Source organism: Hanstruepera neustonica (genome assembly GCF_002895005.1).
In the GTDB taxonomy this organism is placed as follows: domain Bacteria; phylum Bacteroidota; class Bacteroidia; order Flavobacteriales; family Flavobacteriaceae; genus Hanstruepera; species Hanstruepera neustonica.
Map to the genome: position 1 here is coordinate 40,456 of NZ_POWF01000012.1, position 24,403 is coordinate 64,858.

The window sequence follows — 24,403 nt, forward strand, 5'->3', positions numbered from 1 at the left end:
TAGTTTATACTAACTAAATTGATGACTACACAGGCATTTATAAAACGAATACTCATTTTACGATATAAGTATATCTCTCAAAAGAACTTTGTTTTTTTATTGAGTATGCTTATTGGACTTTTAGCTGGTTTAGTATCCGTAACCATTAAGAATATCACTTTTGGAATAGAATGGTTACTTGAAAAAGTCATTGTTTGGTCACAAAACAGCATTTATTTTATTTTACCAGTCATTGGTATTTGGTTAGTGTATTTATTTATGAAATACGTTGCTAAAAAACCCGTTGAACATGCCATTCCGAGTATACTATTTTCGCTTTCAAAGAAAAATGGGCTTATAAAACCCAGTAAAATATATTTACCTTTAATAACAGCACCACTAACTGTCGGATTTGGTGGTTCGGTTGGTTTACTTGGTCCTGCCATTGCTTCAGCATCAGCAATAAGTTCTAATATTGGTCAACTATTCCATATTGATAGAAAAACACGTACACTGCTCATTGGTTGTGCAGCAGCCGGTGCCATTGCTTCTATTTTTAAGTCTCCTATAGCTGCCATTATTTTTGCCATAGAAGTCTTTAGTCTCGATTTAACCTTTGCTTCATTACTCCCATTACTCATCGCATCGGTTTCTTCGGTTTTGACTTCTTACTTTTTTCTAGGCGATGGTGTGCTATTCAATTTCAATGTATCAGATAAGTTTTTACTAAAAGACACGTTGTTTTATATCGTATTGGGAATTGGCACTGGGATTGCTTCCATATACTTTTCTAAAATTTACTTTAGCACCTATGCGTTTTTCAATCGGTTTAAAACCAATGGACAAAAACTGATAGTTGGCGGTTTGGCTATAGGTGTCATGCTATATTTCATTCCGCCTCTATATGGGGAAGGTTTCGGGTTTATAAACGATTTGTTGGACGGTAATCATTTACATGCTTTGGGGCACACGCCTTTTGATAAATATTTAGGTAATATCTGGGTTATCATTGCCCTATTGATTGGGATAACCATCTTCAAAGCTGTTGCAATGACAACCACATTTGCTGCAGGTGGTTCTGGTGGTATCATCATTCCAACTATGGTAATGGGTAGTGCTTTAGGAAATGTTGTTGCCAAAATAATTAATAATGTTGGTTTGAATTTTCATGTATCTGAAGCCAATTTTACATTGATTGGTATGGCAGGTCTTATTTCTGGTGTACTTCACGCACCACTAACAGCCATTTTTTTAATTGCTGAAATTACTGGAGGCTATGAGTTATTTGTTCCATTGATGATTACGGTGTCCATGTCATTTATTATTACCCGAAATGCCGTTGAGCATACTATCTATACTAAAGAATTAGCTGAAAAAGGAGCGTTATTAACCCATGATAAAGATCACAGTGTTCTGACTTTAATGACTTTAGATAGTGTCATAGAAAAAGACTTTATTGCTTTACATCCTGATATGTCTTTAGGAGACATGCTTCACAAAGGTGTAGCTAAATCCAACCGAAACCTCTTCCCTGTTATTGATGAGAATAAACATTTAGTTGGTATTCTGCTTTTAGATGATATCCGTAACATCATGTTTGACCAATCATTGTATCATTCCACTTCTGTTGAAACGTTTATGCAAATGCCTCCTGGATTTATTGATTATAATCATGATAGTATGAAACAGGTGATGCAAAAATTTCAGGATTTGGGTGTTTGGAACCTTCCTGTAATTAAAAATGGTATTTATATGGGGTTTGTTTCTAAATCTAAATTACTCACAGCATATAGGCGCGAGCTCATAAATTTTACAACTTAACATGAAATATATTATTGCTTTTTTCTTTTTGGCTTCTATCGGTTCAATAATAACTGGAATGGCGACTAGCCTAGAGTTTTCAGAAAAGTTGATTGGATTCGGTGTTGTGGGATTGTTCTTTATTGTCATTCCATTGTTTTCATGGTATAGATGGAAAGGTAGAAGTGCTAAAGAGTATTTGTTAACCAAAGAGAATTTGGATAAAATGCGCGATCGTGAGAATCAAAAAAATTAATTCAAATTTCGCTTTTCTATAAAAAATCGTTTTATCAAATTTGAAGCTTCATCTGCCATAACACCTCCTTCAATTATGGTTTTAGGATGTAATGTAGTTTTTAAATTTATACATCCACGATCTTCATCTCGTGCGCCAAAAACAATTCTTGATATTTGACTCCAGTATAAAGCTCCTGCACACATTTGACAAGGTTCAAGAGTAACATACAGCGTGCAATCATGTAAATACTTACCGCCTAAAAAATTGGCGGCTGCGGTAATTGCTTGCATTTCAGCATGAGCAGTGACATCATTCAACAATTCAGTTAGATTATGTCCTCGTGCAATAATTCTATCTTTAATAACTACAACTGCACCAACTGGTATTTCGCCTTTATCAAAAGCTAATTCAGCTTCCTGTAAAGCCTTTTGCATAAAATAATTATCATCAAATGGTGATTTCATAATTCTATAAAAATAAAAAAGGCAGCTAAATGAATAACTGCCTTTTCCTATTTTTTTATTAAAAATTATTTTTTAATAATCTTATCATTGGAGTTTATGAATTCTCCTCTAATATTCAATACATAAATACCTGATTGGAATGGTGTCATGTCAATCTCAACTTCACCAAATAAATCAACTTGTTTTGAATAAACTTGTCTACCGTTAATATCTGTTAGTGTTAATACAACCTTACCAAAATTCTGATTTGTCTTTATAAATACATTTTGGTTTGTTGGATTAGGATAAATCAAATAATCGTTGCTATTAAATTCGTCAACACTTAAACTTGTACAGTTCGCCAAAGTTGGTAACGTATCAGGTGGTAGTGTGAAATCTTCAACCTGATCTGTTCTGTTGAACAAAGCTCCTTGTGAAGCGTTTAAACCTAAACCTCTAGCGGCAAATACTTCCCAGATCATACATTGATCTTCACCTCCAGTAAGAGCCATATCTGCAGCTAACAAAGCATCTCTACCATCAATAAATCCTGGACTACATGGTTGTAATTTTAAACCATCGATAACCAATTGCATAACTCTGTTATTACCGCCTGTTCCATAGTAAAAGTCTTCATCAAAACCATATTTTTGAACATAGGCATGAGCTAGATCATAAAGCATAGTAGCCCAAATAAACCCAATGCCATGTGGTTGGGATACAGCTGCCGTGTTATTAGTATCAGCATAGGTAAACCCATTTATTGAAAAATTAGTACTGTATTTTGCATTTCTAATTCCAATACCATCAGTTCCTTGACCAGCAGAATACGTTACAATACCACGACCAGTATCAAAGTCCTCATCAGCTGTCATAGTCAACATTATTGAAAACCAGTCAGACCAGCCTTCTCCCATTTGAGTTGGATTGGTTAAGCAGGATGATGCAAAGGCACCACCAGTTAGCCTATTTGATATTCCATGTCCATATTCATGACCAACAATAGCGTTGTCTAAACTGCCATCTCTTTGATAAGGACCAGCATCAAGTAAGGATGCGTTAATGGTCTCTCCATTCTCAAGTGCAGCAATAATGGCTTCTCCATCAGCTTGATTAACACTAATAGCTGGTATGGTAACACTGTCTCCAACAGCACCACCACCCATAGATACAAACTCTGGATCAGCAACATTATTTACAATGATAACAGCAACCGCACCTTCGTTTTCAGCCGCTAATGTTTTGAATCCAAATTCACATACTCCACGACGAATAACAGCAATCTTACCTACTAACGAAGCACCGTTGGTAATGTTATTACAAGCATCATTTGGATCAGCTGATTGCATTCCGCCAATGTTGTTGTCTACTACTAAAACTAAATCTGCAGTGATAGGTGTAGATGTTAATGTACCTCCATATTGAGCTGGTAAACCAGGATAATCACCGGCTAAACTTCCATTATTGATAGTTAATGGGTCTCCTGGAGGGCCTGAAGCTGACCATAAAAACATAGTCATACCAGGATTTGAACCATCTCCTGGAGTTCCAAAAGTTGCATTATTTAATCCGGCACCATCTTGTCCATCGGCAAAAACAAAATCATTACCTACACCTTGACCTGTATAATTGGTCTGCTGGAAATTACCACTGGCTTCGTCGAAACCATATTGGTACCAGACATCATGCATGATGTTATTCATGTAAAATAAGTTGGTAATAGAAACATCTTCGTAAAGCGCTGGCGCTTGATTAATATTTAAAGGAAAATCAAAATTTAAGTTTGCCGTTCCATCAGGTGAGTACCCAACATCATTATTAGCATCTCTGTCTTCCATTGCCCAAACATTATTGCCTCGTGTAATGGTAAATTCAGCACCAACATTTCCATCAGTGTCATGCCATCCAAATGGCGAAGCATTCACATCAGCAGGCTCAGTCAATAGTGTTCTGCCACCATGATTTGGACTCTCGGTAGGAATAGCATAAACATTATATTGAGATCCATCTACAACTAGTGAATTACTTTTGAATAAATTGAATTCGAAGTCCTTATCTTTAGATATGTGACCATGGTTTGAATGGTTGGCATCTCCAAAATTACAAGTTAATATCCAATCGTTTTGATTTAATATTTCTCCAGTAATAGCATCGACCCTTACACTCCACCAATTTTTAGCATCCACTGTGTAGATACTTAAATCCCATGCCAACATCAAATCTCCTTCTAAAGTTTGATAATATACCAACTCAACAGGAATTTCTCTTTTCGAAATATTTCCTTCAGAAAAAAGATATTTATGACCATTAACTTCCAATTGTTCTAAACCTTGTACAGCTCCTAAATTAAGAGTGGATACAACTCTCTCAATAGCTGTTTGTGCATTAATTTGAGGGGATGTGGTATTGATTCTTTCGTTGATATTCCCAATAAAATTATTAGCATAATAAAAAACAGAATTATCTTTTATGGCGACACTAGAAATTGCATTAAAGATATTGATTCCTTGATAACGTTGATTAACATACACATGGGTTATCTTGGTTTTTTTAGAAAAAAATTCTTTACTAATTGACAAATCTGCAATATCACTGCTAGTCAAATTCAATGACTCTTTTTCTTGATCTAAATACTGTTGTATTTTAGAACCATATTCTGATTCCATTAAGCCGTTTTGAGCGAATGTCATATTGACAAACAAAACGAAACCCAATAAAGACAAGAACTTTAAGTAGTTGTGTTTCATTTTAAAAAAAATTTGGTTATTCCTTTTTTGATAATTTCACAAATATAACTAAGAGATGTTGATTTTATATCATTTGTCTTAAAATAATTGCGTAAATCATATTTATGTTGTGTATTTTAATAATTTTACAACGATGAACAGCAAACTTTTAGATTCCATAACAGAGCCATCTGATCTTAAAGACTTAGATGAATTTCAACTTAAAAGTCTTGCTCAAGAACTGCGTAAGTTTATAATTGACATTGTAGCAGTTAAAGAAGGGCATTTGGGTGCCAGTTTAGGTGTAGTTGAACTGACTATCGCTCTTCACTATGTGTTTGATACTCCCAACGATTTATTGGTTTGGGATGTAGGTCATCAGGCCTATGGCCATAAAATACTTACAGGTAGAAAGCAGCAGTTTCACTCCAATAGACAACATCAAGGTTTAAGTGGTTTCCCAAAAATATCTGAAAGTATCTATGATGCTTTTGGCACAGGGCATTCATCAACCTCTATTTCAGCTGTCTTGGGAATGGCTATTGCCTCCAAATTAAAAGGTGACCTCAAAAAAAATCATGTTGCCGTTATTGGAGATGCTTCCATTGCCAGTGGAATGGCTTTTGAAGGATTAAATCATGCTGGTGTTACAGACACCAACCTATTAATCGTTCTTAATGATAATGCTATTGGCATCGATCCTAGTGTTGGCGCATTAAAACAATATTTAACAAATGTTAAAACTGGAAATCAAAAACAGGATAACATTTTTGAGGCCTTAAATTTTAATTATTCTGGTCCAATTGATGGTCACGATATTTCTGAATTGATTCAAGAATTAGAACGGTTAAAATCCATTAAAGGCCCGAAATTTTTACATGTCATTACAACCAAGGGCAAAGGATTAAAGCAAGCTGAAGACAATCAAGTTACCTATCACGCTCCAGGGAAATTTGATGCCAATACTGGCGATTTGATACCAAAAGCTCCTCAAAACCAACCTCCTAAATATCAGGATGTTTTTGGTCATACATTAGTTGAACTAGCGGAATCAAATGACAAGATAGTTGGCATAACCCCTGCTATGCCAACAGGAAGCTCTATGAAATTCATGATGAAAGCCTTTCCCGATAGAGCGTTTGATGTAGGCATAGCCGAACAACATGCTGTAACATTGGCCGCTGGTATGGCAACTCAAGGTATGATTCCTTTTTGTAATGTCTATTCCACATTTTTACAACGTGCCTATGACCAAGTGATTCATGATGTTGCCTTACAAAACCTACCCGTGATTTTTTGTTTGGATCGTGCTGGATTAGTTGGCGAAGATGGTCCAACCCATCATGGTGTGTTTGATCTAGCTTATTTAAGATGTATCCCTAATCTTACCATTTTCGCTCCTAGGAACGAGACCGAATTGAGAAACATCATGTACACTGCTCAATCAAAAGAAATCAATGGACCCATAGCTATAAGATATCCACGAGGGCAAGGTGTTACGTTAAATTGGAAACTGCCTTTTGAAAATATTGACATAGGAACAGGAATACAATTACAAGCAGGTAATTCATTGGCAGTATTGAGTATAGGAACCATTGGAAACCTCGTTACCGAAGCCATAACCGATTTAAACATATCCCATTACGATATTCGATTTGTTAAGCCTTTGGACGAAACTCTATTACATGAAATTTTTAATAAGTACACTCAAATTGTGACTATAGAGGACGGCTGTATGATTGGTGGCTTTGGAAGTGCCATTTCAGAGTTTGCCTCACAAAACAATTATAAAAACGACATCAAAATTTTGGGAATACCTGATACATTTATTGAACATGGCAGAATTCCAGAACTTCGAAATGAGATTGGGTTAAATCCCAACCAAATAAGAAACGTGATAAAAAATTTAATGAAACGTTAATCTTCAACGTAAGATTGAACCTCAAAACCTGAAGCCTTATCTGTCGTTATTTCATTCAATGCCAATAAACAGGCAAACGTTACAAAAAAGATAACGATGGCTCCTAATATGTTCTTCTTCATGATATTACATTTAGTAGGTTACTGTTGCTAAAATTAAATTAAACCTCGTTAAAAATCAAATTAATTCGACACAATGCATATTTTTGAAAGAATATTCTTACTAGATATTTAAACCTTCTATCTTTTTGTAATTTAAGATTGCTTGGCTATCTGATAAGGAAGCTACATAACTACACACGTTCAATAAGCGTTTATAGAGACTTTCTTCATTGACATCAACTTTACCTGCAATAGATTTTAAGATAAGCTTATCGTAATTTGAAGCTGTTCCCGAAAATGCCTTGTTAATGGCACCCACATAGGTTTGAAGCAATGTATTAATCACCCGGTAACCCATTATTTCCTTATCCACAACTTCTTTTGACAGATAAATATTATTAACACTGATGGATATAATATCATTAATTTGAGCTTCGTATTTACTTTTGTCCAATAAAGCCATACCAAATGAATCTTTAAGAATCTTGGCTTCATTTTCCATAAAAACATCCACCGCTTCATTTATCAGGGTATTAATGGCTAATGCCCTTAAATAGCTTACTCTGTCTTGAGTTGTTTTAAGTTGGTGGTATTTTTTAGTTTGAATGGAATCTCTCACCAAGTTTATTAAATACTCCAACGCAAATTCTTCTGGAATAAGTCCAAGGTTAATACCATCTTCAAAATCGATAATCGTATAGCAAATATCATCGGCTGCTTCTACCAAAAAAGCCAAAGGATGTCTTGAGTAACTTAAATCATTGTTCTGACCTCTTTTAATAAGACCCAGTTCTTCAACTAAATCTTCAAAGGCCTTCTTTTCACTTTGAAAAAATCCATACTTCTTGTCAGCAATATGCTTTGTCGGTTTTTTAGGCAATGATTCTTTGGGATATTTCATGAAAGCTCCAAGAGTTGCGTAGCTCAATCGTAAACCACCTTCTCTTCCAACTCGGCTTTCAGTTAAAATCTTCAATCCATTGGCATTACCTTCAAAATCACATAAATCCTGATATTCCTTTTCGGTCAATTCCGATTTGTACATGTGACCATCACCTGTTTTAAAAAACTCACCAATAGCCTTCTCTCCAGAATGACCAAAAGGAGGATTCCCAATGTCATGTGCCAAAGCGGCTGCGGCCACAATAGCTCCGAAATCGTTTGGTTGATACCCATGAACCGTTTGTAAATGCGGATATTTTTCAATTAAGCGTTGACCAGCTTTTCGTCCTAGTGTTCTTCCAACAACGCTAACCTCTAAACTATGGGTTAATCTGGTGTGTACAAAATCTGTTTGAGACAAGGGAATAACCTGTGTCTTATCCTGAAGGCTTCTGAATTCTGAAGAAAATATCACCCGATCATAATCAACCTCAAACCCCAAACGGGTTTCATCCTGTTCTTTTCTTAAGCGTTTATTGGTGTCTCCGAATCGTTTTAAAGATAGTAATTGTTCCCAGTTCATCATCAAAATTTAAAGCTTACAAGATAACGGTTTTCAATGTTAAGAAATCTTTTCCAAATGAATTTTTTTTGACGCTCCCTTAACATTCAGGTAACGGTTATATCATTTAGGTTTAACCCGAAGTTAACTTTGACTTTACATATATGGGGTTTCTTTGCGGCAAGAAAATTTATAAAAAACTAATGAGACAAATACTTCTTATTCTACTATTATTTTCAGCTGTATTTTCATACTCACAAAGTACAGGTTCAATTGTAGGTAAACTAACTGACAAAGAATATAACGACGAACCATTACCGTTCGCAAACATATTAATTAAAGGCACAACAAAAGGTGCTACTTCTGATATGGATGGCCTTTATAGTCTAGACAATATGGAGCCAGGGACTTATACAGTGGTGTTTAGTTTTGTGGGATACCAAACTCAAGAGGTTGAAGCCACAGTAGTTGCAGGAAAAGTAACTGAAATTAATTTACCAATGTCTGCCAGTGCAGCTTCATTGGATGAGATTGTAATTACGACCACCACGAAACGCGAAAGCGAAGTGGCACTATTATTAGATCAGAAAAAAGCGGTTGAAATCAAGCAAAGTATTGGTGCTGAAGAATTATCCAGAAAAGGGGTAAGTGATGCAGCAGGTGCTGTTGCCAAAATATCTGGTGTTTCTAAACAAGAAGGATCTAGTAACGTTTATGTAAGAGGTTTAGGAGATCGCTATCTTAACACAACTATGAATGGTCTGTCATTACCTTCTAATGATGTTAATAAAAAGAATATTGATTTAAACTTATTCTCTTCAGATATCATTGAGAACGTTTCCATAAGTAAAGCATATTCCACAAACTTTTATGGCGATTTTTCTGCTGGCAATGTCAATATTACCTCTAAAAATTATAAAGGTAACGGCTTTTTTGAAGCTTTTATTGGAAGTTGCTTTAACACCAACACCATAGACAAAGATTTTGTTAAAAGTGAAGGAACAGGCTATTTTGGTGATTACGCAAGATATAACCACAATCCATTTGCAGTTGTGCTCTCTCATGGTATCGACCCAGAGTCTGTAGAAACACCTATCAACACATCATTTGGTGCAGCTGGTGGTAAGTCATTTGATTTTAAAAATGGTTCACGCTTAAGTTTGTTTGCTACCGCTTCATTTGATAATGGCTATGAATACAGAAAAGGTACTAACCAAGACTTTACACTTGTTGAGAAGAAGGCCTACATTGATAGTGCTGAAGAATATGAATATTCAACAACAACAACTGCTTTGGCAAATGTTAACTACCGCATTGATGACAAGAATAGTCTTAAATACAATTCGTTATACATAAACAGTTCTTCTGACGTTGTTGGTTATTTTGGAATTGACGGAAAAGGTAGAAACAGAGATGGTATAGCGAGCACTGATGAAGGATTTTACCAAATGAACGTGCAATTTGACCAAACACAAATGTTTGTCAACCAATTATTGGGAGAGCACACTTCAGGAAAGTTTAAAGTTGATTGGGGCTTTGGTTATAACAAAGTGTATTCTAAACAACCAGACAGAAAACGTGTGAGTTTAGAAAATTATCAATTTGCCCTTGATAATGACCCAGCTACAAATCCTATTTTTTACAATAATGTTGATTATGACAACCAACGTTATTTCCAAAATATTGAAGATGACGAATATAATGGTATCGCTAATCTAGCCTATGAAGTGAGTGAGAAACTCAAGTTTAACTTGGGCTATAATGGCAGAAGCAAAACTCGTAATTTTAACAATGTTCGCTACGGTTATCGAATTGTTGACACAGACTATCAAATAACCGATGTGAATAACTTCAACAGTATTTTCAATGTAGAAAATTTAAACATAAATGAGAACACTGGTGGTGTTTATGAAATTACTGTTATTAATAACATCCCTGGACAATCTAATACCAACAGACCTGGTTTACCTGAAAACACTTACAATGGTAAACTTGACATATATGCTGGTTATTTGAATGCCGAAATTAAAGCGGGTGACAAGTGGTTGTTTGTGCCTGGTGTTCGTTTAGAATCTGTTGACCAACAAATTGCCTACGATGTTATCAATTTAGGAAACAGTGGAAACAATGAGATTAGTTACTATTGCAACTTCTTTTTACCAAGCTTAAACATTAAATATGCGGTTAACGATGACATGAACATTAGGTTATCGGGAAGTCAAACCATTTCCATTCCTGAATTTAAAGAAGTAGCACCTTTTGTATATGAGAATATTTCAACGCGTATTGGTGGTAACCCAGATTTATTAGACAAAGGTGTTTCTAAAATCTTGAATTTGGATTTAAAATACGAATGGTTCTTCAGCAAAAGTGAAATATTCTCTCTTGGAGCATTTGCCAAAGAGATCAATGATCCTGTGAACTTGGTGGTTGTTGGTGATGCTACTGGTACACAACGTTATGTTAGAACTGGTGACAAAGCAACCGTTTATGGTGTTGAGCTTGAGGTAAGAAAAGACCTAATAAGAGATGAAAATGAAAATGGTGTCTTATCGGCTGGTTTGAATGCCACCTATATGCATACCGACCAAGATTTGTATAGTCAAATTGATGGAACCTTTGACTTAAGCTTTGATAAAGATTCAGATGCATTACAAGGTGCATCGCCATTCTTATTCAATGCTGACATCAGTTATTCGCCAACATTCAACAATTACAAACCTGTTGCCAATTTAGTGTTCTCATATTTTGATGATAGAATTGACGCACTAGGTTCTGGTCAGCTAGGTAATATCGTTGAGAAAAGTGTTCCAACATTAGACTTTATCTGGAAAAACACCATCAAAGATAACTTTGAGATAAACTTAAGCTTCAAAAACCTTTTAAATCCAACCATTAAATATGTCAGGGAAGCGCGACTTGGGGATGTTGTTGTAAACTCTGCCAATGGCAAAGGCGTATCAGACTACAAGCGTGGAATGGATTTAGGCTTACAATTAAAGTATAAATTTTAACACAACTATATTAATAATTAAAAAGAATAATTAAACTCAAAAACAATGAAAAATAATTTAATTTTAGGATTAGCTGTAATAACCTTGCTTTTCTCATCATGTGCATCAGATGATACTTCTGATATCATTATCAATGACAACAGTGTTACCAACAACAACAATGGTGGTGGTGGCACAACAGATCCAGAAACCATTTTCTTATCTGGAACGTACACTCAAGATTTAACTTTAGACCCAAATAACACCTACGTACTTAATGGTTCATTAATTATGGCTGCTGGAACCACATTGGAAATTCCTGCATGTATGACCATTGAGGCCTTAGCTTCAGGTGCTGATGTTTACATTGCAATCTCTCAAGGAGCAAAAATTATTGCTAACGGAACTGCTGATTGTCCAATTGTACTAACTTCTAATGCTTCTAACCCTGCTGCTGGAGATTGGGGTGGATTAATTTTATTAGGAAGAGCTCCTATTAATTCGGTAACCGGTTCTGCAACTTCTACGTCTGAAATTGCTGGTTTACCATTTGGTGGAACTAATGAAGCTGATGATTCTGGTATTTTAAACTATGTACGTGTTGAATATTCTGGTGGAGCTGCTGACGGTCAATCAGAAAACAATGGTTTCTCTTTCTACGGTGTAGGTAACGGAACAGTTGTAAACTATATTCAAGCTTACGAAGGAAAAGATGATGGTGTTGAGTTCTTTGGAGGAACTGTAAATGCCAACTATGTGTCTGTTGTTAATGCTCAAGATGATTCTATTGACTGGACTGAAGGTTACACAGGTACAATTACCAATGCTTACGTAAAACATGGTGCAAGTCATGATAAAGGTATTGAAGCTGATGGTTACAATACAGACTTTAGTAATGCTGCTGGTTATTTCTCTAAACCAACTGTTAACAACTTAACGATTATTGGAAATGGATCGGCTACAGGAAATGAAGCTATTCGTTTAAGAGCTGGAACGCAAGGCATCTTTAACAATGTTTGGATTGAAGGTTTCGAAGAAGGTTTCGATTTAGATGGTGATGCTGGAGATAACCCAACTGGTGCTGGTGTATTAAGTGGTGATTTAAATGTAACAGACGTTACTTTTATGGATGTAATCTTAAAAATGAAAAATGATACAGGTGAAACATTTACTGAAGCTGATTTTATTTCAGGTGATGGAAATGGTACTGGAACAGATTACGCTACATGGGGTGCAAACTGGACAGTTGAATAAGTTATAATCTATATGTAAATAAAAAAAGCATCCATATTCTGGATGCTTTTTTTATTTATTGTAATTCGTTTTTTTAGTCACGCTGCGCTAAAGATGCTTTACTTGTCCATTCGTTGACACTAGCAATTGCGTTGTTACTATAATCTACTTCTTTTAAGGTTTCATCTTTCCAATAAAACCACTTGCCGACTTTCTTCCCATTATCATAATTCGCCGAAACCGTTTTTTTACCTTCTGCATCAAAACTTAACCACTCACCTTGTAGCTTACCATCTAAAGTATATGAACCTGTTTGGCTTACAACTCCATTGTCATGATAATAAGTAACATCAATTAAATTGGTGTCTTTATTAAGTTTTAACTCTCTCTCTTGTTGCGCAAAAGAGACCACAGTAACTAATAAGGCAAAAAACAAAACTGTTTTCTTCATAATTATGGGGTTTTAGATATTATGTATCAAATATAGTTATTTATTAATATTAAAACAACGTTTACATAACATTAATTTAACATTAACTTTTTATTAATTTGATTTTCAGTGTTTTAAATATTTATTATTATAATTTACAGCCTTAATGTAAACTTAATATTAGCATTACAATAAGGACATAATAGTTTATGTAATTTGTTATGTCTTAAGACACAAATAGTAATTTCATATAATCTATTAGTTTTTGTCGACTATATTATCATGAATTCTAGTGGCTGCCTTTGGCCAAGGCAGCCTTTTTTAGTGATTTTAATAACTTTTAGGTAACATTAAGTTAACATTAGAGTTAGTTATTTGCAGTGACAAAAACTAACTTTTAAAATGAAATTAAAAACTATAGCAATTATGCTATTTATGTCCATGTATTTTGTTGGACATTCTCAAGAAAACCAATCCTACAATTCTTCAAAATTTGGTAAAGGTCTTTTTAATTTAGTTGGCAAGGATAGCTCTTGGACCATGAAAATTGGCACTAGGTTTCAATTTTTAGCTAGTAATTTAATGCAGGATGGATCTAGCCCTGAAACGAATTTCTTAATCAGACGTGCGCGACTAAAATTTGATGGTTATGCCGTAACCCCCAAACTAAAATATAAAATTGAATTAGGGCTTTCAAATCGTGATATGTCAGGAGTCTCACAATTTACGGGTAACACACCAAGGTATATTATGGATGCTGTTATTAAGTATAACTTCTATCAGAATTTTGTTTTATGGGTTGGACAAACTAAACTTCCTGGCAACAGAGAACGGGTCATTTCTTCGGCGAATATGCAACAAGTAGATCGCTCCATTTTGAATGCTCGGTTTAACATAGACCGGGACATAGGTTTTCAATTAAGACATCATTTTACACTTTTTGATAATTTTATTGTTCGTGAAATTTTCGCGCTTTCCCAAGGTGAAGGTCGTAATGTTGTAACTGGTAATTTAGGAGGTCATCAATATACTGGAAGAGTAGAATTATTACCTTTTGGTAAATTTGAAGGCAAGGGCGATTATTTTGGTTCGGATTTGAAAAGAGAACAAAAACCAAAGCTTTCAATTGGCGTCACATACGATCACAATAATAATGCTGTAAAAACACGTAGTAATTTAGGTTCCTATATGGAAACAGATATTGGCTTTCATGAAACAAACATTAATACCCTTTTCATTGATACCATGTTTAAATACAAAGGTTTCAGTTTAATGACAGAATATGCCAACAGAGATGCCAAGGATCCCATTGCCAAAAATTCTGACGGCACAGAAACCGGTGATGTTGTTCAAGTTGGAGAAGGACTCAATATTCAGACTGGTTACCTCTTTAAAAACAATTGGGAAGTATCAGGAAGATATTCTACTGCAACTTTAGATGAAAATATAACTGGAAAAAGTCCCGAAAAACAATACACTTTTGGTATTTCAAAGTATATTGTAGGACATAGCTTAAAAGTTCAAACGGATTTCAGCTTAATTGATATAGAAAACCAAGGTGATCAATACCTTTGTCGTTTACAATTTGATATTCATTTTTAGCATTAAATGATAACAATTAGATAACATTTTTATCAAAAACACTATAGATATTTGCAAATTCTTTTTAAATAAAATATGGATAATATATACTTATTAATGATTGTTGCCCTAGCCGTTTTAGCCATTGCTGATTTAGTAGTTGGGGTAAGTAATGATGCTGTTAATTTCTTGAATTCAGCCATTGGTTCTAAAGCTATTTCATTTAGAACCATTATGATTGTCGCCAGTATTGGCGTTGCTGTTGGAGCCATATTCTCAAGTGGGATGATGGAAGTAGCGCGAAAAGGTATTTTTAACCCTGGAGAATTCATGTTCAATGAAATCATGATTATTTTTATGGCGGTTATGATAACCGACATTTTACTTTTGGATTTCTTTAATACCGTAGGTATGCCGACATCAACAACAGTTTCTATTGTATTTGAATTGTTAGGTGCTGCTGTTTGTATGGCTTTTATAAAAATCGGACATGATAATGGTAATTTTAGTGATGTTATTAATTACATTAATACATCCAAAGCTTCCCAAATAATATTTGGGATACTCCTCTCCGTTATTGTCGCATTTACCATAGGAGCCATTATTCAATGGGTTTCCCGATTATTATTATCCTATAATTTTGAAAAGAAAGCCTCTTGGGTAGGTGCTGTTTTTGGCGGTGTCGCATTAACTGCACTTACTTACTTTATCTTTATGAAAGGTATCAAAGGGACTTCTTATGCCAGTCAATCCTTTGACATTTTGGATGGTCAAACCATGAAAGATTTTCTTGAAACTCAAGTAATTTCAATTGTATCCATAAGCATGGTGTTCTGGTCAATACTATCCTATATTTTTATAACAGTTATTAAGACCAACATCTACAAACTGATCATCATAGTAGGAACATTTGCATTGGCATTAGCATTTGCCGGAAATGATTTAGTAAACTTTATTGGCGTGCCTATAGCAGCCTACAATGCTTTTGAACAATGGTCGGCATCAGGATTAGCTGCTACAGATTTCCCTATGGATGTACTAGCTGAAAAAGTTCCAACAAACAATTGGTTGTTATTTATTGCTGGTATGGTCATGGTTTTGACTTTATGGTTTTCAACCAAGGCCAAAGGCGTTGTGAAAACTTCGCTTGATTTATCAAGTCAAAGTGAGACAAAAGAGCGTTTTCAACCTAATTTCTTATCTCGTGGATTCGTCAGATTTGCTATGTTGATGTCTCAAATGTCGTCTTATATTTTGCCTGAATCTTGGCAAGCTAAAATTGACAAGCAATTTGAAACACCTGTTATCTCTTTGAAAAAAGATAAAACTTACGAATTGCCTGCATTTGATATGGTTCGTGCTGCAGTTAACTTGATGGTTGCAGCCGTTTTAATATCTGTGGCAACTTCCTACAAACTACCGTTATCCACAACCTATGTCACCTTTATGGTTGCTATGGGTACCTCTTTAGCCGATCGTGCTTGGGGAGCAGAAAGTGCCGTTTATAGAGTGGCTGGTGTACTAAACGTTATTGGCGGCTGGTTTTTTACTGCATTTATTGCCTTCGTTTCCGCCGCACTCATTGCTTTTCTATTAAATTGGAATGTGAATGTCATGGTTCCTGTTTTGTTGCTTTTAGCAACCGTATTATTAGTTAGAAACTATATTTCTCACAATAAAAAAGTTAAGGAAACCAAAGCTGAAGACCGTTTGCAGAAAGCAGAAAGCAGTTCGGTTCAAGGTGTGATTCATGAAAGTGCCAAAAACATTGCTAACGTGGTTAAGCGCGGTAATAAAATTTATACAAATGCTATAAATGGTCTTTCAAAACAAGATTTGCCTTTGCTTAAAAAGAACAAAAATCAGGTTAACAAGCTTGCGGCTGAAATTGACGATTTACGTGACAACATTTTCTACTTTATCAAGAATTTAGATGAATCTAGTGTTGGAGCCAGTAATTTTTACATCAATGTCTTAGGTTATCTTCAAGACATGGCACAATCTTTAGAATACATATCTAAAGTCAGTCATAAACACATCAACAACAATCATAAAAAGTTAAAGTTCAATCAAATTAAAGAACTGAAACAAGTTGATGAATCACTTGAACAATTCTTTGTGGATACTAAAAATGCATTTGATTCACGTTCATTTGAACAAATTGGAGACATTCTTAAAAACCAAAAGGAAATTTTCGATCTTGTTAATGAGAAAATCCAAAGACAGGTTGAACGCACCAGAACGGAAGAATCCAGTCCTAAAAACACAACATTATACTTTAGTTTATTGTTAGAAACTAAAGATTTGTTAAAGGCTACCATGAATCTTTTAGAGGAGTATCATGATTCTCACGACAGTTCGGTAAAACCTGCTAAAATTGATGATTCTGAAGAATAGATATCAGATAATTACCAAATAAAAAAGCACCTCATTTGAGGTGCTTTTTTTATAATTAACACATATTAAAATTAAGAACCGCACATCAGGCAATCGTCGCCTTCCGATTCTTTTGCTTGGGCAATTAAGGCTTTCATTTCTTCTGCTGTCATAGGTTCTACTTCGGCAGCAGCTTGATTTTTTTGAGCGAACTTTGCCGCATTTTTGGCAGCTTGTTGTTTCTGTTGCGCAACAACCGTTTCTGAAACCTCAACCACTTCGGCTGCTGGTTCTTCTTTCTTCTTGTTGTCCAACGTAAATTTAATGGCATCAACAGCGCTTTTTGTTCTTAAGTAGTACATACCTGTTTTCAAACCGCTCTTCCAAGCATAAAAATGCATCGATGTTAGTTTTGCCATGGTTGCACCTTCCATAAACAAGTTTAAGGATTGCGACTGATCAATGAAATAGCCTCTGTGACGTGACATATCAATGATGTCTTTCATACTCAATTCCCAAACGGTCTTGTAAAGTTCCTTGATGTCTTGAGGGATGATATCAATATCTTGGATGGATCCGTTAGCTCTCATGATATCTTGTTTTAAACCTTCATTCCAAAGACCCAGTTCCACTAAATCTTCCAACAAATGCTTGTTGACGACAATAAACTCTCCAGACAATACACGTCTTGTATAAATGTTAGATGTGTATGGTTCGAAACATTCATTGTTACCTAAAATTTGTGAGGTACTAGCCGTAGGCATAGGTGCTACCAACAAAGAGTTTCTAACACCATGTTTTTTAACATCTTTACGCAATTTGCCCCAGTCCCAACGACCGCTTAATTCTTCATCTTTTATGTTCCATAGGTTGTGCTGGAACTCACCTTTACTAATTGGAGACCCTTTGTATGTTTTGTAAGGTCCATCAACTTTGGCCTCTTCCATACTGGCTGTAACAGCCGCAAAGTAAAGGGTTTCAAAAATTTCTTGGTTTAATTTTTTAGCTTCATCACTGGTAAATGGCATACGCAATTTAATGAACGTATCAGCCAATCCTTGAACACCCAAACCAATTGGTCGGTGACGGAAATTAGAATTTTCTGCTTCTTTTACCGGATAGTAATTTCTATCAATAACCTTGTTCAGGTTCTTGGTAACACGTTTTGTGATACGGAACAATTCCTTATGGTCAAATTCACCATTTTTCACAAACATAGGCAAAGCAATCGATGCCAAGTTACAAACCGCTACTTCATCAGGCGATGTATATTCTAAAATTTCAGTACATAAATTAGAAGAACGGATGGTTCCTAAATTCTGCTGATTGGATTTACGGTTAGCCGCATCTTTATAAAGCATGTAAGGCGTACCCGTTTCTATTTGAGATTCTAATATTTTCTCCCAAAGTTCACGTGCCTTAATGGTTTTTCGTCCTTTACCTTCAGACTCATATTTTAAATATAATTCTTCAAACGCTTCACTATGTGTTTCATCCAATCCTGGACATTCATTAGGACACATTAAAGTCCAAGGTCCATCTTCCTGGACACGCTTCATGAATAAATCAGAAATCCACATAGCATAGAACAAATCACGTGCACGCATTTCTTCTTTACCGTGGTTTTTCTTCAAATCTAAAAAGTCAAAAATATCGGCATGCCAAGTCTCCAAATAGATTGCGAAACTCCCTTTACGCTTACCGCCTCCTTGATCAACATATCTAGCAGTATCATTGAAAACTTTCAACATGGGAACAATCCCGTTGGAAGTTCCGTTGGTTCCTGCAATATAACTACCAGTAGCACGAATATTATGAATAGCCAAACCGATTCCTCCCGCCGATTGCGATATTTTAGCCGTTTGCTTTAATGTATCGTAAATGCCATCAATGCTATCCTCCTTCATAGTTAATAAGAAACAAGAGGACATTTGTGGTTTTGGTGTACCTGAATTGAATAAGGTTGGTGTAGCGTGTGTAAAATATTTCTTTGACATCAACTCATAAGTCTCAATAGCAGCTTCTAAATCGTTTAAATGTATTCCTATTGAAACACGCATGAGCATATGCTGTGGACGCTCGGCTATTTGTCCGTTGAGTTTTAATAAATAAGAACGCTCTAAAGTTTTAAAACCAAAATAATCATAACCAAAATCACGGTTATAAATGATAGTAGAGTCTAATTTTTCCTTGTTTTCTTCTATAACTTTATAAACCTCATCAGATAACAATGGTGCGTTTTTGCCGGTTCTTGGATTTACATAATTATACAAATCAGACATAACCTCACTAAAAGACTTCTTCGTGTTTTTATGCAAGTTCGAAACAGAGATACGAGCAGCTAATCGCGCATAATCTGGATGTGCCGTAGTCATGGTTGCCGCTATTTCAGCCGCTAGATTATCCAACTCACTGGTGGTTACACCATCATACAAGCCTTCAATAACTCGCATAGCCACTTTAACTGGGTCTACCAATTCATTTAATCCATAACACAGCTTTCTAACTCTAGCTGTGATTTTGTCGAACATCATGGGTTCTTTTCTGCCGTCTCTTTTTACTACATACATACTTTACACGTTTTTTAAGTTTTCTGATACACCTTCAGAAAATGAGTTAATTAGTTGGTTTTCAACTTCAATACGCATATTGAAGCGAGCTAGTTTTACAAATAAGGTAATAGGGATTCAGGTGTGAACACACCATTTGACTGCTATTAACTTATTTCGAGGGTTTTAATTATATTTAAAAATCAGCGTCAAAACTGAATTTATCCTTTTCTTCTTCCTTGTTAAGAACACCCGCTTTTTGATATTCTGAAACACGCTTTTCAAAGAAATTAGTTTTTCCTTGCAACGAAATCATATCCATAAAGTCGAAAGGATTGGATGCATTATATTCTTTTTCACAACCCAGTTCTCCTAACAATCTATCCGTTACAAACTCCAAATATTGAGTCATCAATTTCGCGTTCATACCAATTAAACTTACTGGTAGGGATTCAGTAATAAATTCACGCTCGATATTTAATGCATCCACAAGAATTTCTCTAATACGTTCTTTTGGCACTTTATTCACCAAGTGCTTATTGTGCAAGTGCACTGCAAAATCACAGTGAACACCTTCATCTCTTGAAATTAATTCATTGGAGAATGTCAATCCTGGCATTAAACCGCGCTTTTTCAACCAGAAGATTGAACAGAACGCACCTGAAAAGAAAATACCTTCAACTGCAGCAAATGCTATCAAACGTTCAGCAAAGCTTGGTGATTCAATCCATTTAAGTGCCCAATCGGCTTTTTTCTTAATAGCAGGGAAATTTTCAATAGCCTTGAATAGGATATCTTTTTCCTTTTCATCTTTTACATAAGTATCAATCAATAGTGAATAGGTTTCGCTATGAATGTTTTCCATCATAATTTGGAAACCATAGAAAAATTTAGCCTCGCTGTATTGCACTTCATTAACGAAGTTTTCAGCTAAATTTTCATTGACAATACCATCACTAGCTGCAAAGAATGCTAAAATGTGCTTGATAAAATAGCGTTCATCATCATTTAATTTTGACGACCAATCGGTTAAATCCTGATGTAGATCAATTTCTTCCGCTGTCCAAAAACTTGCCTCCGACTTTTTATACCATTCCCAAATATCGTGATGCTGAATTGGAAAAATTACAAATCTATCTTTATTTTCTTGTAAAATGGGTTCTGTTGTCTGAGACATGTTTTTGTTATTTTTTTATTAAAATTTAATGAATAATTTGGTGTGATTTGGGACTAACAAAGATTGAAAAATGTGTTTGAAAATGAAAGGCTAAGTTATAAACATTGTCAACAAGTTTTTAACAAGTCTTTAACGGTAGAGAATTTCAAGAATTTTAAAAAAATAATTTTATATATTTGATTATCAATATATTAAGTGATCATAATTTTGTAGTGTCGAGTAAGATTTTACCTGTTAAAACAATGCTGAAACCCTATAAACAGTACCATTATTCCAAGAGAAAAAGTGAGCTGCATAAAATAAAAAAAGAGCCACTTTTAAATGACTCTTTTCTTCACCTAACTAACTAATAAATTTAATAAAATTGAAAATAAAAAGCTAGACGAGTCTAGCTTTTTACAGATTAATAGCAAATACCCTTTAATAAATGTATAATCCTTTGCAATAATTTAATAGCGACTCTAAATTCCTACAAATTTTTCGATTTCCAAGGTCCAATTGTATAGTTGGTATCAAATAATGTATAAGTGGTTACTTCATGATGGCAGATATGATATCATTAATTAATCAAAAATACTTGGCGACTTATTAATATTCTTATATTTGAAACTATGATTAGAGCAGTTATTGTTGATGATGAACAAAAGGCTATAGATAGCCTAACATGGGAATTAAAACAGTTTAATTCCGAAATAAATATTATTAAAACTTTCAACAAACCAGAAGAAGCTATTCAGTTTCTAAATACCCGATCAACCGATTGCTTATTTTTAGACATTAACATGCCCACCATGGATGGGTTTCAGTTTCTGGACAAGCTGATCAATAGGGATTTTGCTATAGTCATTACAACCGCTTATAATGAATACGCACTAAAGGCCTTAAAACATGAGGCTATAGACTATTTGTTAAAACCTATAGATTCTGACGATTTAAAAGAGACCATAAAAAAAATCAAGAAGCATCACTCCAATAATTTGCCAATCTCAAAAATTGAGGAAGTACTCTTGAACTTTAATCAGAATTTCAATCAGAAGAAAATTACCATTAGTACTGATGGTAAATTGATTTTTTTGGATACCGACAAAATCATATACATAGAGTCTGATGGAAACTACAGTACATTTGTCATGCAGGACAATCAAAAAATATTAGTCACTAAAAAGCTCAAGGAAGTCAATGCCTTATTACCGGAAAACTATTTCTTTAGAATCCATAATTCCTACATCATTAATTTAAACAAAATAAAAGAGTTTATTAAAAATGACGGCTACGTGGTCATGCAAACAAACGACAAGATTCCTGTAGCCAGACAACGTAAATCAGATTTTTTAGACAAAGTATAACCCATGTACATCAAGAACTGTAAACTGTCAATCCAACTACCCATTCTGTTATGTTTTGTGTTAAGTTTTTTTCTTCAGGCTCAATCTCAAACCCTGGATCTTGATTTTAAAAAACAAGTAGATAGTATCCTTGCCATAAAACCAAAAAGTTTTTCTTCTCTCGATTCTGTTTTTTTACCCATGAAAAGAGATACCCTGAAAATGTCCTATCTCGTTCATAAAAGCGCTAAATCTGGCTATAAAACAGGTGAATGCTATGCCTTAAATGCTTTGGGTACCTTTTTTAGAAACATCTCACATTATGATGATGCTATTACGATGCACACTAGAGCTTTACGCCTAGCCCGAGAACTGGAAGATGTTGAAATGGAGGTTTTAAGCTTAAACATGCTTGGCGTTGTTTACAGGCGTATGGACGCTATCCGATCTGCTCTAGACTACCATAAAGAAGCACTAGATTTAGCAGAAACACAGTCTCCACCATCTCTTGAAATTGAGCGGAGTATTGCTGTTTCACAAAACAGCATGGGAAATATTTATCTGGCATTAAAACAATATGATTTAGCGCTGGAGCAATTTCAAAAATCATTAAAAATTGAAACCCGATTAGACAACCGATTAGGGCTCGCCATTAACAACCATAATATTGGTTACGCTAAAGAAAAACAGGGCCTAATAGATGAAGCTCTTCAGTATTATCAACAATCATTAGTTTACAACAACGAAATCAACTCTGATATAGGACGTGTCATATGCTTTAATAGTATTGGAAAAATTTACATTGTACAAGAAGACTATGAAGCGGCCTTGCCCATAATCAATCAAGCCCTTGAAAAAGCCTTAAAAGTAAATGACCAATACTACATTGCTTCGTCATATTTGAATTTAGGACTTATTCAATTAAGGAAAAACAACCTTGAAGCGGCTAAAACCAGCCTTGAAAAGGCATTGACCATTTCAGAGGAATACAACTTAAAAACCTCTAAAATTGAGGCCTACAATTATTTATCTGAACTCTTTGAGAAAACTGGTGATTTAGAAACGGCACTTGCTTACTACAAAGACCACATTAAGCTAGAAGAAACCGTATCAAATGAACGCAACTTACAGTATGTTAACGATTTAATCATTAAATACGAAAGTGAGAAAAAGAACAACCAGATAAAAGAGTTGGCTAGTGAAAATGAAATTGTTAAACTGAAGCTTGCACAAAACCGAAGAACCCTAATCTTAAGTTTATTAGGAGGCGTTTTAATTGCCATTATCCTTTTTGTTTTATACAGACAGCGTCAACTTCGCAATGAAAAACGGATCATTACTTTGGAACAGGAAATGTTACGAAATCAAATGAATCCACATTTTATTTTTAATTCATTAAACTCCATCAAGCTTTATATCATTAACAACGAAAAAGAAAATGCTGTTTACTATCTCAATAAATTCTCTAAACTGATCAGAAAGATACTGGTAGCATCTACCGAAAAAGAAATATCGCTCGAAGATGAACTAGAGACTATGGCGCTTTACATGAATATTGAGAATATTCGTTTTTCAAATGAAATAGAATATCAAGTTGATGTGGCACCTGAAATCAATTCGTCTATCATAAAAGTGCCTTCCTTAATCTTGCAGCCCTTTCTGGAAAACGCCATTTGGCACGGCTTATCTACCAAGCCTAACAACAAAAAAATTCACCTATCTATTGAGAGAAAAGACCTCAATCATGTTTCCATATCCATAACAGACAATGGGATAGGTCGCGATGCCTCTCAAAAAATAAAAAACGATAAAAAGTTAAAAAGACAATCGGTTGGGATTGACATAACCAAAGCCCGATTGGAAAACTTTTCCAAAAGCTTTAATGATGATTACGGTCTTGAAATAATAGATTTATATGAAGATGGAAGGCCTTCTGGCACAACTGTGGTTTTAAAAATACCAACAAAGAACTGAGTTAAAAAACAAATCTTTTTAAGCTAATCTTGACACAAAGTTTTCGTCGTATGGCAACTCGCTTTTTGCAATGGCAAATGCCTGTTTCAACAGCTTGTTTGCTACAGCTATCA

At 34.9% G+C, this 24,403-nt stretch carries 16 protein-coding genes; 9 read left to right on the forward strand and 7 right to left on the reverse strand.

The window, feature by feature from the left end; genetic code table 11:
• The first annotated feature begins 21 nt into the window (after positions 1-21).
• Positions 22-1,800, forward strand: a complete 1,779-nt coding sequence (locus C1T31_RS13855; protein WP_165780118.1) for a chloride channel protein — start codon at positions 22-24, stop codon at positions 1,798-1,800.
• A gap of 58 nt (positions 1,801-1,858) precedes the next feature.
• On the forward strand, positions 1,859-2,035 hold the full coding sequence (locus C1T31_RS13860; RefSeq protein WP_243398961.1) for a hypothetical protein: 177 nt from the start codon (positions 1,859-1,861) through the stop codon (positions 2,033-2,035).
• Here the strand turns inward: C1T31_RS13860 and C1T31_RS13865 are convergent.
• Both C1T31_RS13865 and C1T31_RS13870 read right to left on the reverse strand, forming a co-directional pair.
• Positions 2,032-2,481: a nucleoside deaminase gene (locus C1T31_RS13865; protein ID WP_103053119.1), complete on the reverse strand. Its 450-nt coding sequence runs from the start codon at positions 2,479-2,481 to the stop codon at positions 2,032-2,034. The two genes, C1T31_RS13860 and C1T31_RS13865, sit on opposite strands and share 4 nt — an antisense overlap.
• Before the next feature lie 65 nt (positions 2,482-2,546).
• On the reverse strand, positions 2,547-5,207 hold the full coding sequence (locus tag C1T31_RS13870) for a T9SS-dependent M36 family metallopeptidase (protein ID WP_103053120.1): 2,661 nt from the start codon (positions 5,205-5,207) through the stop codon (positions 2,547-2,549).
• A 133-nt stretch (positions 5,208-5,340) separates the two neighbouring features.
• On the opposite strand from C1T31_RS13870, the gene dxs reads away from it, so the two are divergent.
• Entirely contained in the window at positions 5,341-7,107 is a 1,767-nt protein-coding gene (gene dxs / locus C1T31_RS13875) for a 1-deoxy-D-xylulose-5-phosphate synthase (protein ID WP_103053121.1), read from the forward strand.
• Here dxs and C1T31_RS14210 read toward each other — a convergent pair.
• Positions 7,104-7,229: a hypothetical protein gene (locus tag C1T31_RS14210; RefSeq protein ID WP_262496219.1), complete on the reverse strand. Its 126-nt coding sequence runs from the start codon at positions 7,227-7,229 to the stop codon at positions 7,104-7,106. The genes dxs and C1T31_RS14210 overlap by 4 nt on opposite strands.
• A 100-nt stretch (positions 7,230-7,329) precedes the next feature.
• Entirely contained in the window at positions 7,330-8,673 is a 1,344-nt protein-coding gene (locus tag C1T31_RS13880) for a deoxyguanosinetriphosphate triphosphohydrolase (protein ID WP_103053122.1), read from the reverse strand.
• Between the two features lie 182 nt (positions 8,674-8,855).
• Between C1T31_RS13880 and C1T31_RS13885 the strand changes: the two genes are divergently transcribed.
• Together C1T31_RS13885 and C1T31_RS13890 are read left to right on the forward strand one after the other, a co-directional pair.
• Positions 8,856-11,666, forward strand: coding sequence for a TonB-dependent receptor (locus tag C1T31_RS13885; RefSeq protein WP_103053123.1), 2,811 nt, complete (start codon positions 8,856-8,858; stop codon positions 11,664-11,666).
• 45 nt (positions 11,667-11,711) lie between these two features.
• On the forward strand, positions 11,712-12,899 hold the full coding sequence (locus tag C1T31_RS13890; RefSeq protein WP_103053124.1) for a multidrug transporter: 1,188 nt from the start codon (positions 11,712-11,714) through the stop codon (positions 12,897-12,899).
• A 73-nt stretch (positions 12,900-12,972) separates the two neighbouring features.
• On the opposite strand, the gene C1T31_RS13895 is transcribed toward C1T31_RS13890, so the two are convergent.
• Positions 12,973-13,329 (reverse strand): toxin-antitoxin system YwqK family antitoxin, encoded by a 357-nt coding sequence (locus tag C1T31_RS13895; RefSeq protein WP_103053125.1) that lies wholly within the window; start codon positions 13,327-13,329, stop codon positions 12,973-12,975.
• A 381-nt stretch (positions 13,330-13,710) separates the two neighbouring features.
• On the opposite strand from C1T31_RS13895, the gene C1T31_RS13900 reads away from it, so the two are divergent.
• Together C1T31_RS13900 and C1T31_RS13905 are read left to right on the forward strand one after the other, a co-directional pair.
• On the forward strand, positions 13,711-14,910 hold the full coding sequence (locus tag C1T31_RS13900) for a porin (protein ID WP_103053126.1): 1,200 nt from the start codon (positions 13,711-13,713) through the stop codon (positions 14,908-14,910).
• Positions 14,911-14,985: 75 nt separating this feature from the next.
• Positions 14,986-17,286, forward strand: a complete 2,301-nt coding sequence (locus C1T31_RS13905) for an inorganic phosphate transporter (RefSeq protein ID WP_103053127.1) — start codon at positions 14,986-14,988, stop codon at positions 17,284-17,286.
• 71 nt (positions 17,287-17,357) lie between these two features.
• On the opposite strand, the gene C1T31_RS13910 is transcribed toward C1T31_RS13905, so the two are convergent.
• Both C1T31_RS13910 and C1T31_RS13915 read right to left on the reverse strand, forming a co-directional pair.
• Positions 17,358-19,835, reverse strand: coding sequence for a ribonucleoside-diphosphate reductase subunit alpha (locus C1T31_RS13910; RefSeq protein WP_103053128.1), 2,478 nt, complete (start codon positions 19,833-19,835; stop codon positions 17,358-17,360).
• A 175-nt stretch (positions 19,836-20,010) separates the two neighbouring features.
• The gene (locus tag C1T31_RS13915) at positions 20,011-20,991 is read right to left on the reverse strand and encodes a ribonucleotide-diphosphate reductase subunit beta (protein WP_103053129.1); all 981 of its coding nucleotides are present in this window, start codon (positions 20,989-20,991) and stop codon (positions 20,011-20,013) included.
• A gap of 611 nt (positions 20,992-21,602) precedes the next feature.
• Here C1T31_RS13915 and C1T31_RS13920 point away from each other — a divergent pair.
• Positions 21,603-22,337, forward strand: a complete 735-nt coding sequence (locus C1T31_RS13920) for a LytR/AlgR family response regulator transcription factor (protein ID WP_103053130.1) — start codon at positions 21,603-21,605, stop codon at positions 22,335-22,337.
• Between the two features lie 180 nt (positions 22,338-22,517).
• Positions 22,518-24,290, forward strand: coding sequence for a tetratricopeptide repeat-containing sensor histidine kinase (locus C1T31_RS13925; protein ID WP_243398962.1), 1,773 nt, complete (start codon positions 22,518-22,520; stop codon positions 24,288-24,290).
• Positions 24,291-24,403: the final 113 nt, after the last annotated feature.

Bases quoted from the DNA above. Each gene is read 5' to 3' on its own strand.
- C1T31_RS13855 (WP_165780118.1), top strand. From the start codon at position 22: ATGACTACACAGGCATTTATAAAACGAATACTCATTTTACGATATAAG.
- C1T31_RS13860 (WP_243398961.1), top strand. From the start codon at position 1,859: ATGGCGACTAGCCTAGAGTTTTCAGAAAAGTTGATTGGATTCGGTGTT.
- C1T31_RS13865 (WP_103053119.1), bottom strand. From the start codon at position 2,481: ATGAAATCACCATTTGATGATAATTATTTTATGCAAAAGGCTTTACAG.
- C1T31_RS13870 (WP_103053120.1), bottom strand. From the start codon at position 5,207: ATGAAACACAACTACTTAAAGTTCTTGTCTTTATTGGGTTTCGTTTTG.
- dxs (WP_103053121.1), top strand. From the start codon at position 5,341: ATGAACAGCAAACTTTTAGATTCCATAACAGAGCCATCTGATCTTAAA.
- C1T31_RS14210 (WP_262496219.1), bottom strand. From the start codon at position 7,229: ATGAAGAAGAACATATTAGGAGCCATCGTTATCTTTTTTGTAACGTTT.
- C1T31_RS13880 (WP_103053122.1), bottom strand. From the start codon at position 8,673: ATGAACTGGGAACAATTACTATCTTTAAAACGATTCGGAGACACCAAT.
- C1T31_RS13885 (WP_103053123.1), top strand. From the start codon at position 8,856: ATGAGACAAATACTTCTTATTCTACTATTATTTTCAGCTGTATTTTCA.
- C1T31_RS13890 (WP_103053124.1), top strand. From the start codon at position 11,712: ATGAAAAATAATTTAATTTTAGGATTAGCTGTAATAACCTTGCTTTTC.
- C1T31_RS13895 (WP_103053125.1), bottom strand. From the start codon at position 13,329: ATGAAGAAAACAGTTTTGTTTTTTGCCTTATTAGTTACTGTGGTCTCT.
- C1T31_RS13900 (WP_103053126.1), top strand. From the start codon at position 13,711: ATGAAATTAAAAACTATAGCAATTATGCTATTTATGTCCATGTATTTT.
- C1T31_RS13905 (WP_103053127.1), top strand. From the start codon at position 14,986: ATGGATAATATATACTTATTAATGATTGTTGCCCTAGCCGTTTTAGCC.
- C1T31_RS13910 (WP_103053128.1), bottom strand. From the start codon at position 19,835: ATGTATGTAGTAAAAAGAGACGGCAGAAAAGAACCCATGATGTTCGAC.
- C1T31_RS13915 (WP_103053129.1), bottom strand. From the start codon at position 20,991: ATGTCTCAGACAACAGAACCCATTTTACAAGAAAATAAAGATAGATTT.
- C1T31_RS13920 (WP_103053130.1), top strand. From the start codon at position 21,603: ATGATTAGAGCAGTTATTGTTGATGATGAACAAAAGGCTATAGATAGC.
- C1T31_RS13925 (WP_243398962.1), top strand. From the start codon at position 22,518: ATGAAAAGAGATACCCTGAAAATGTCCTATCTCGTTCATAAAAGCGCT.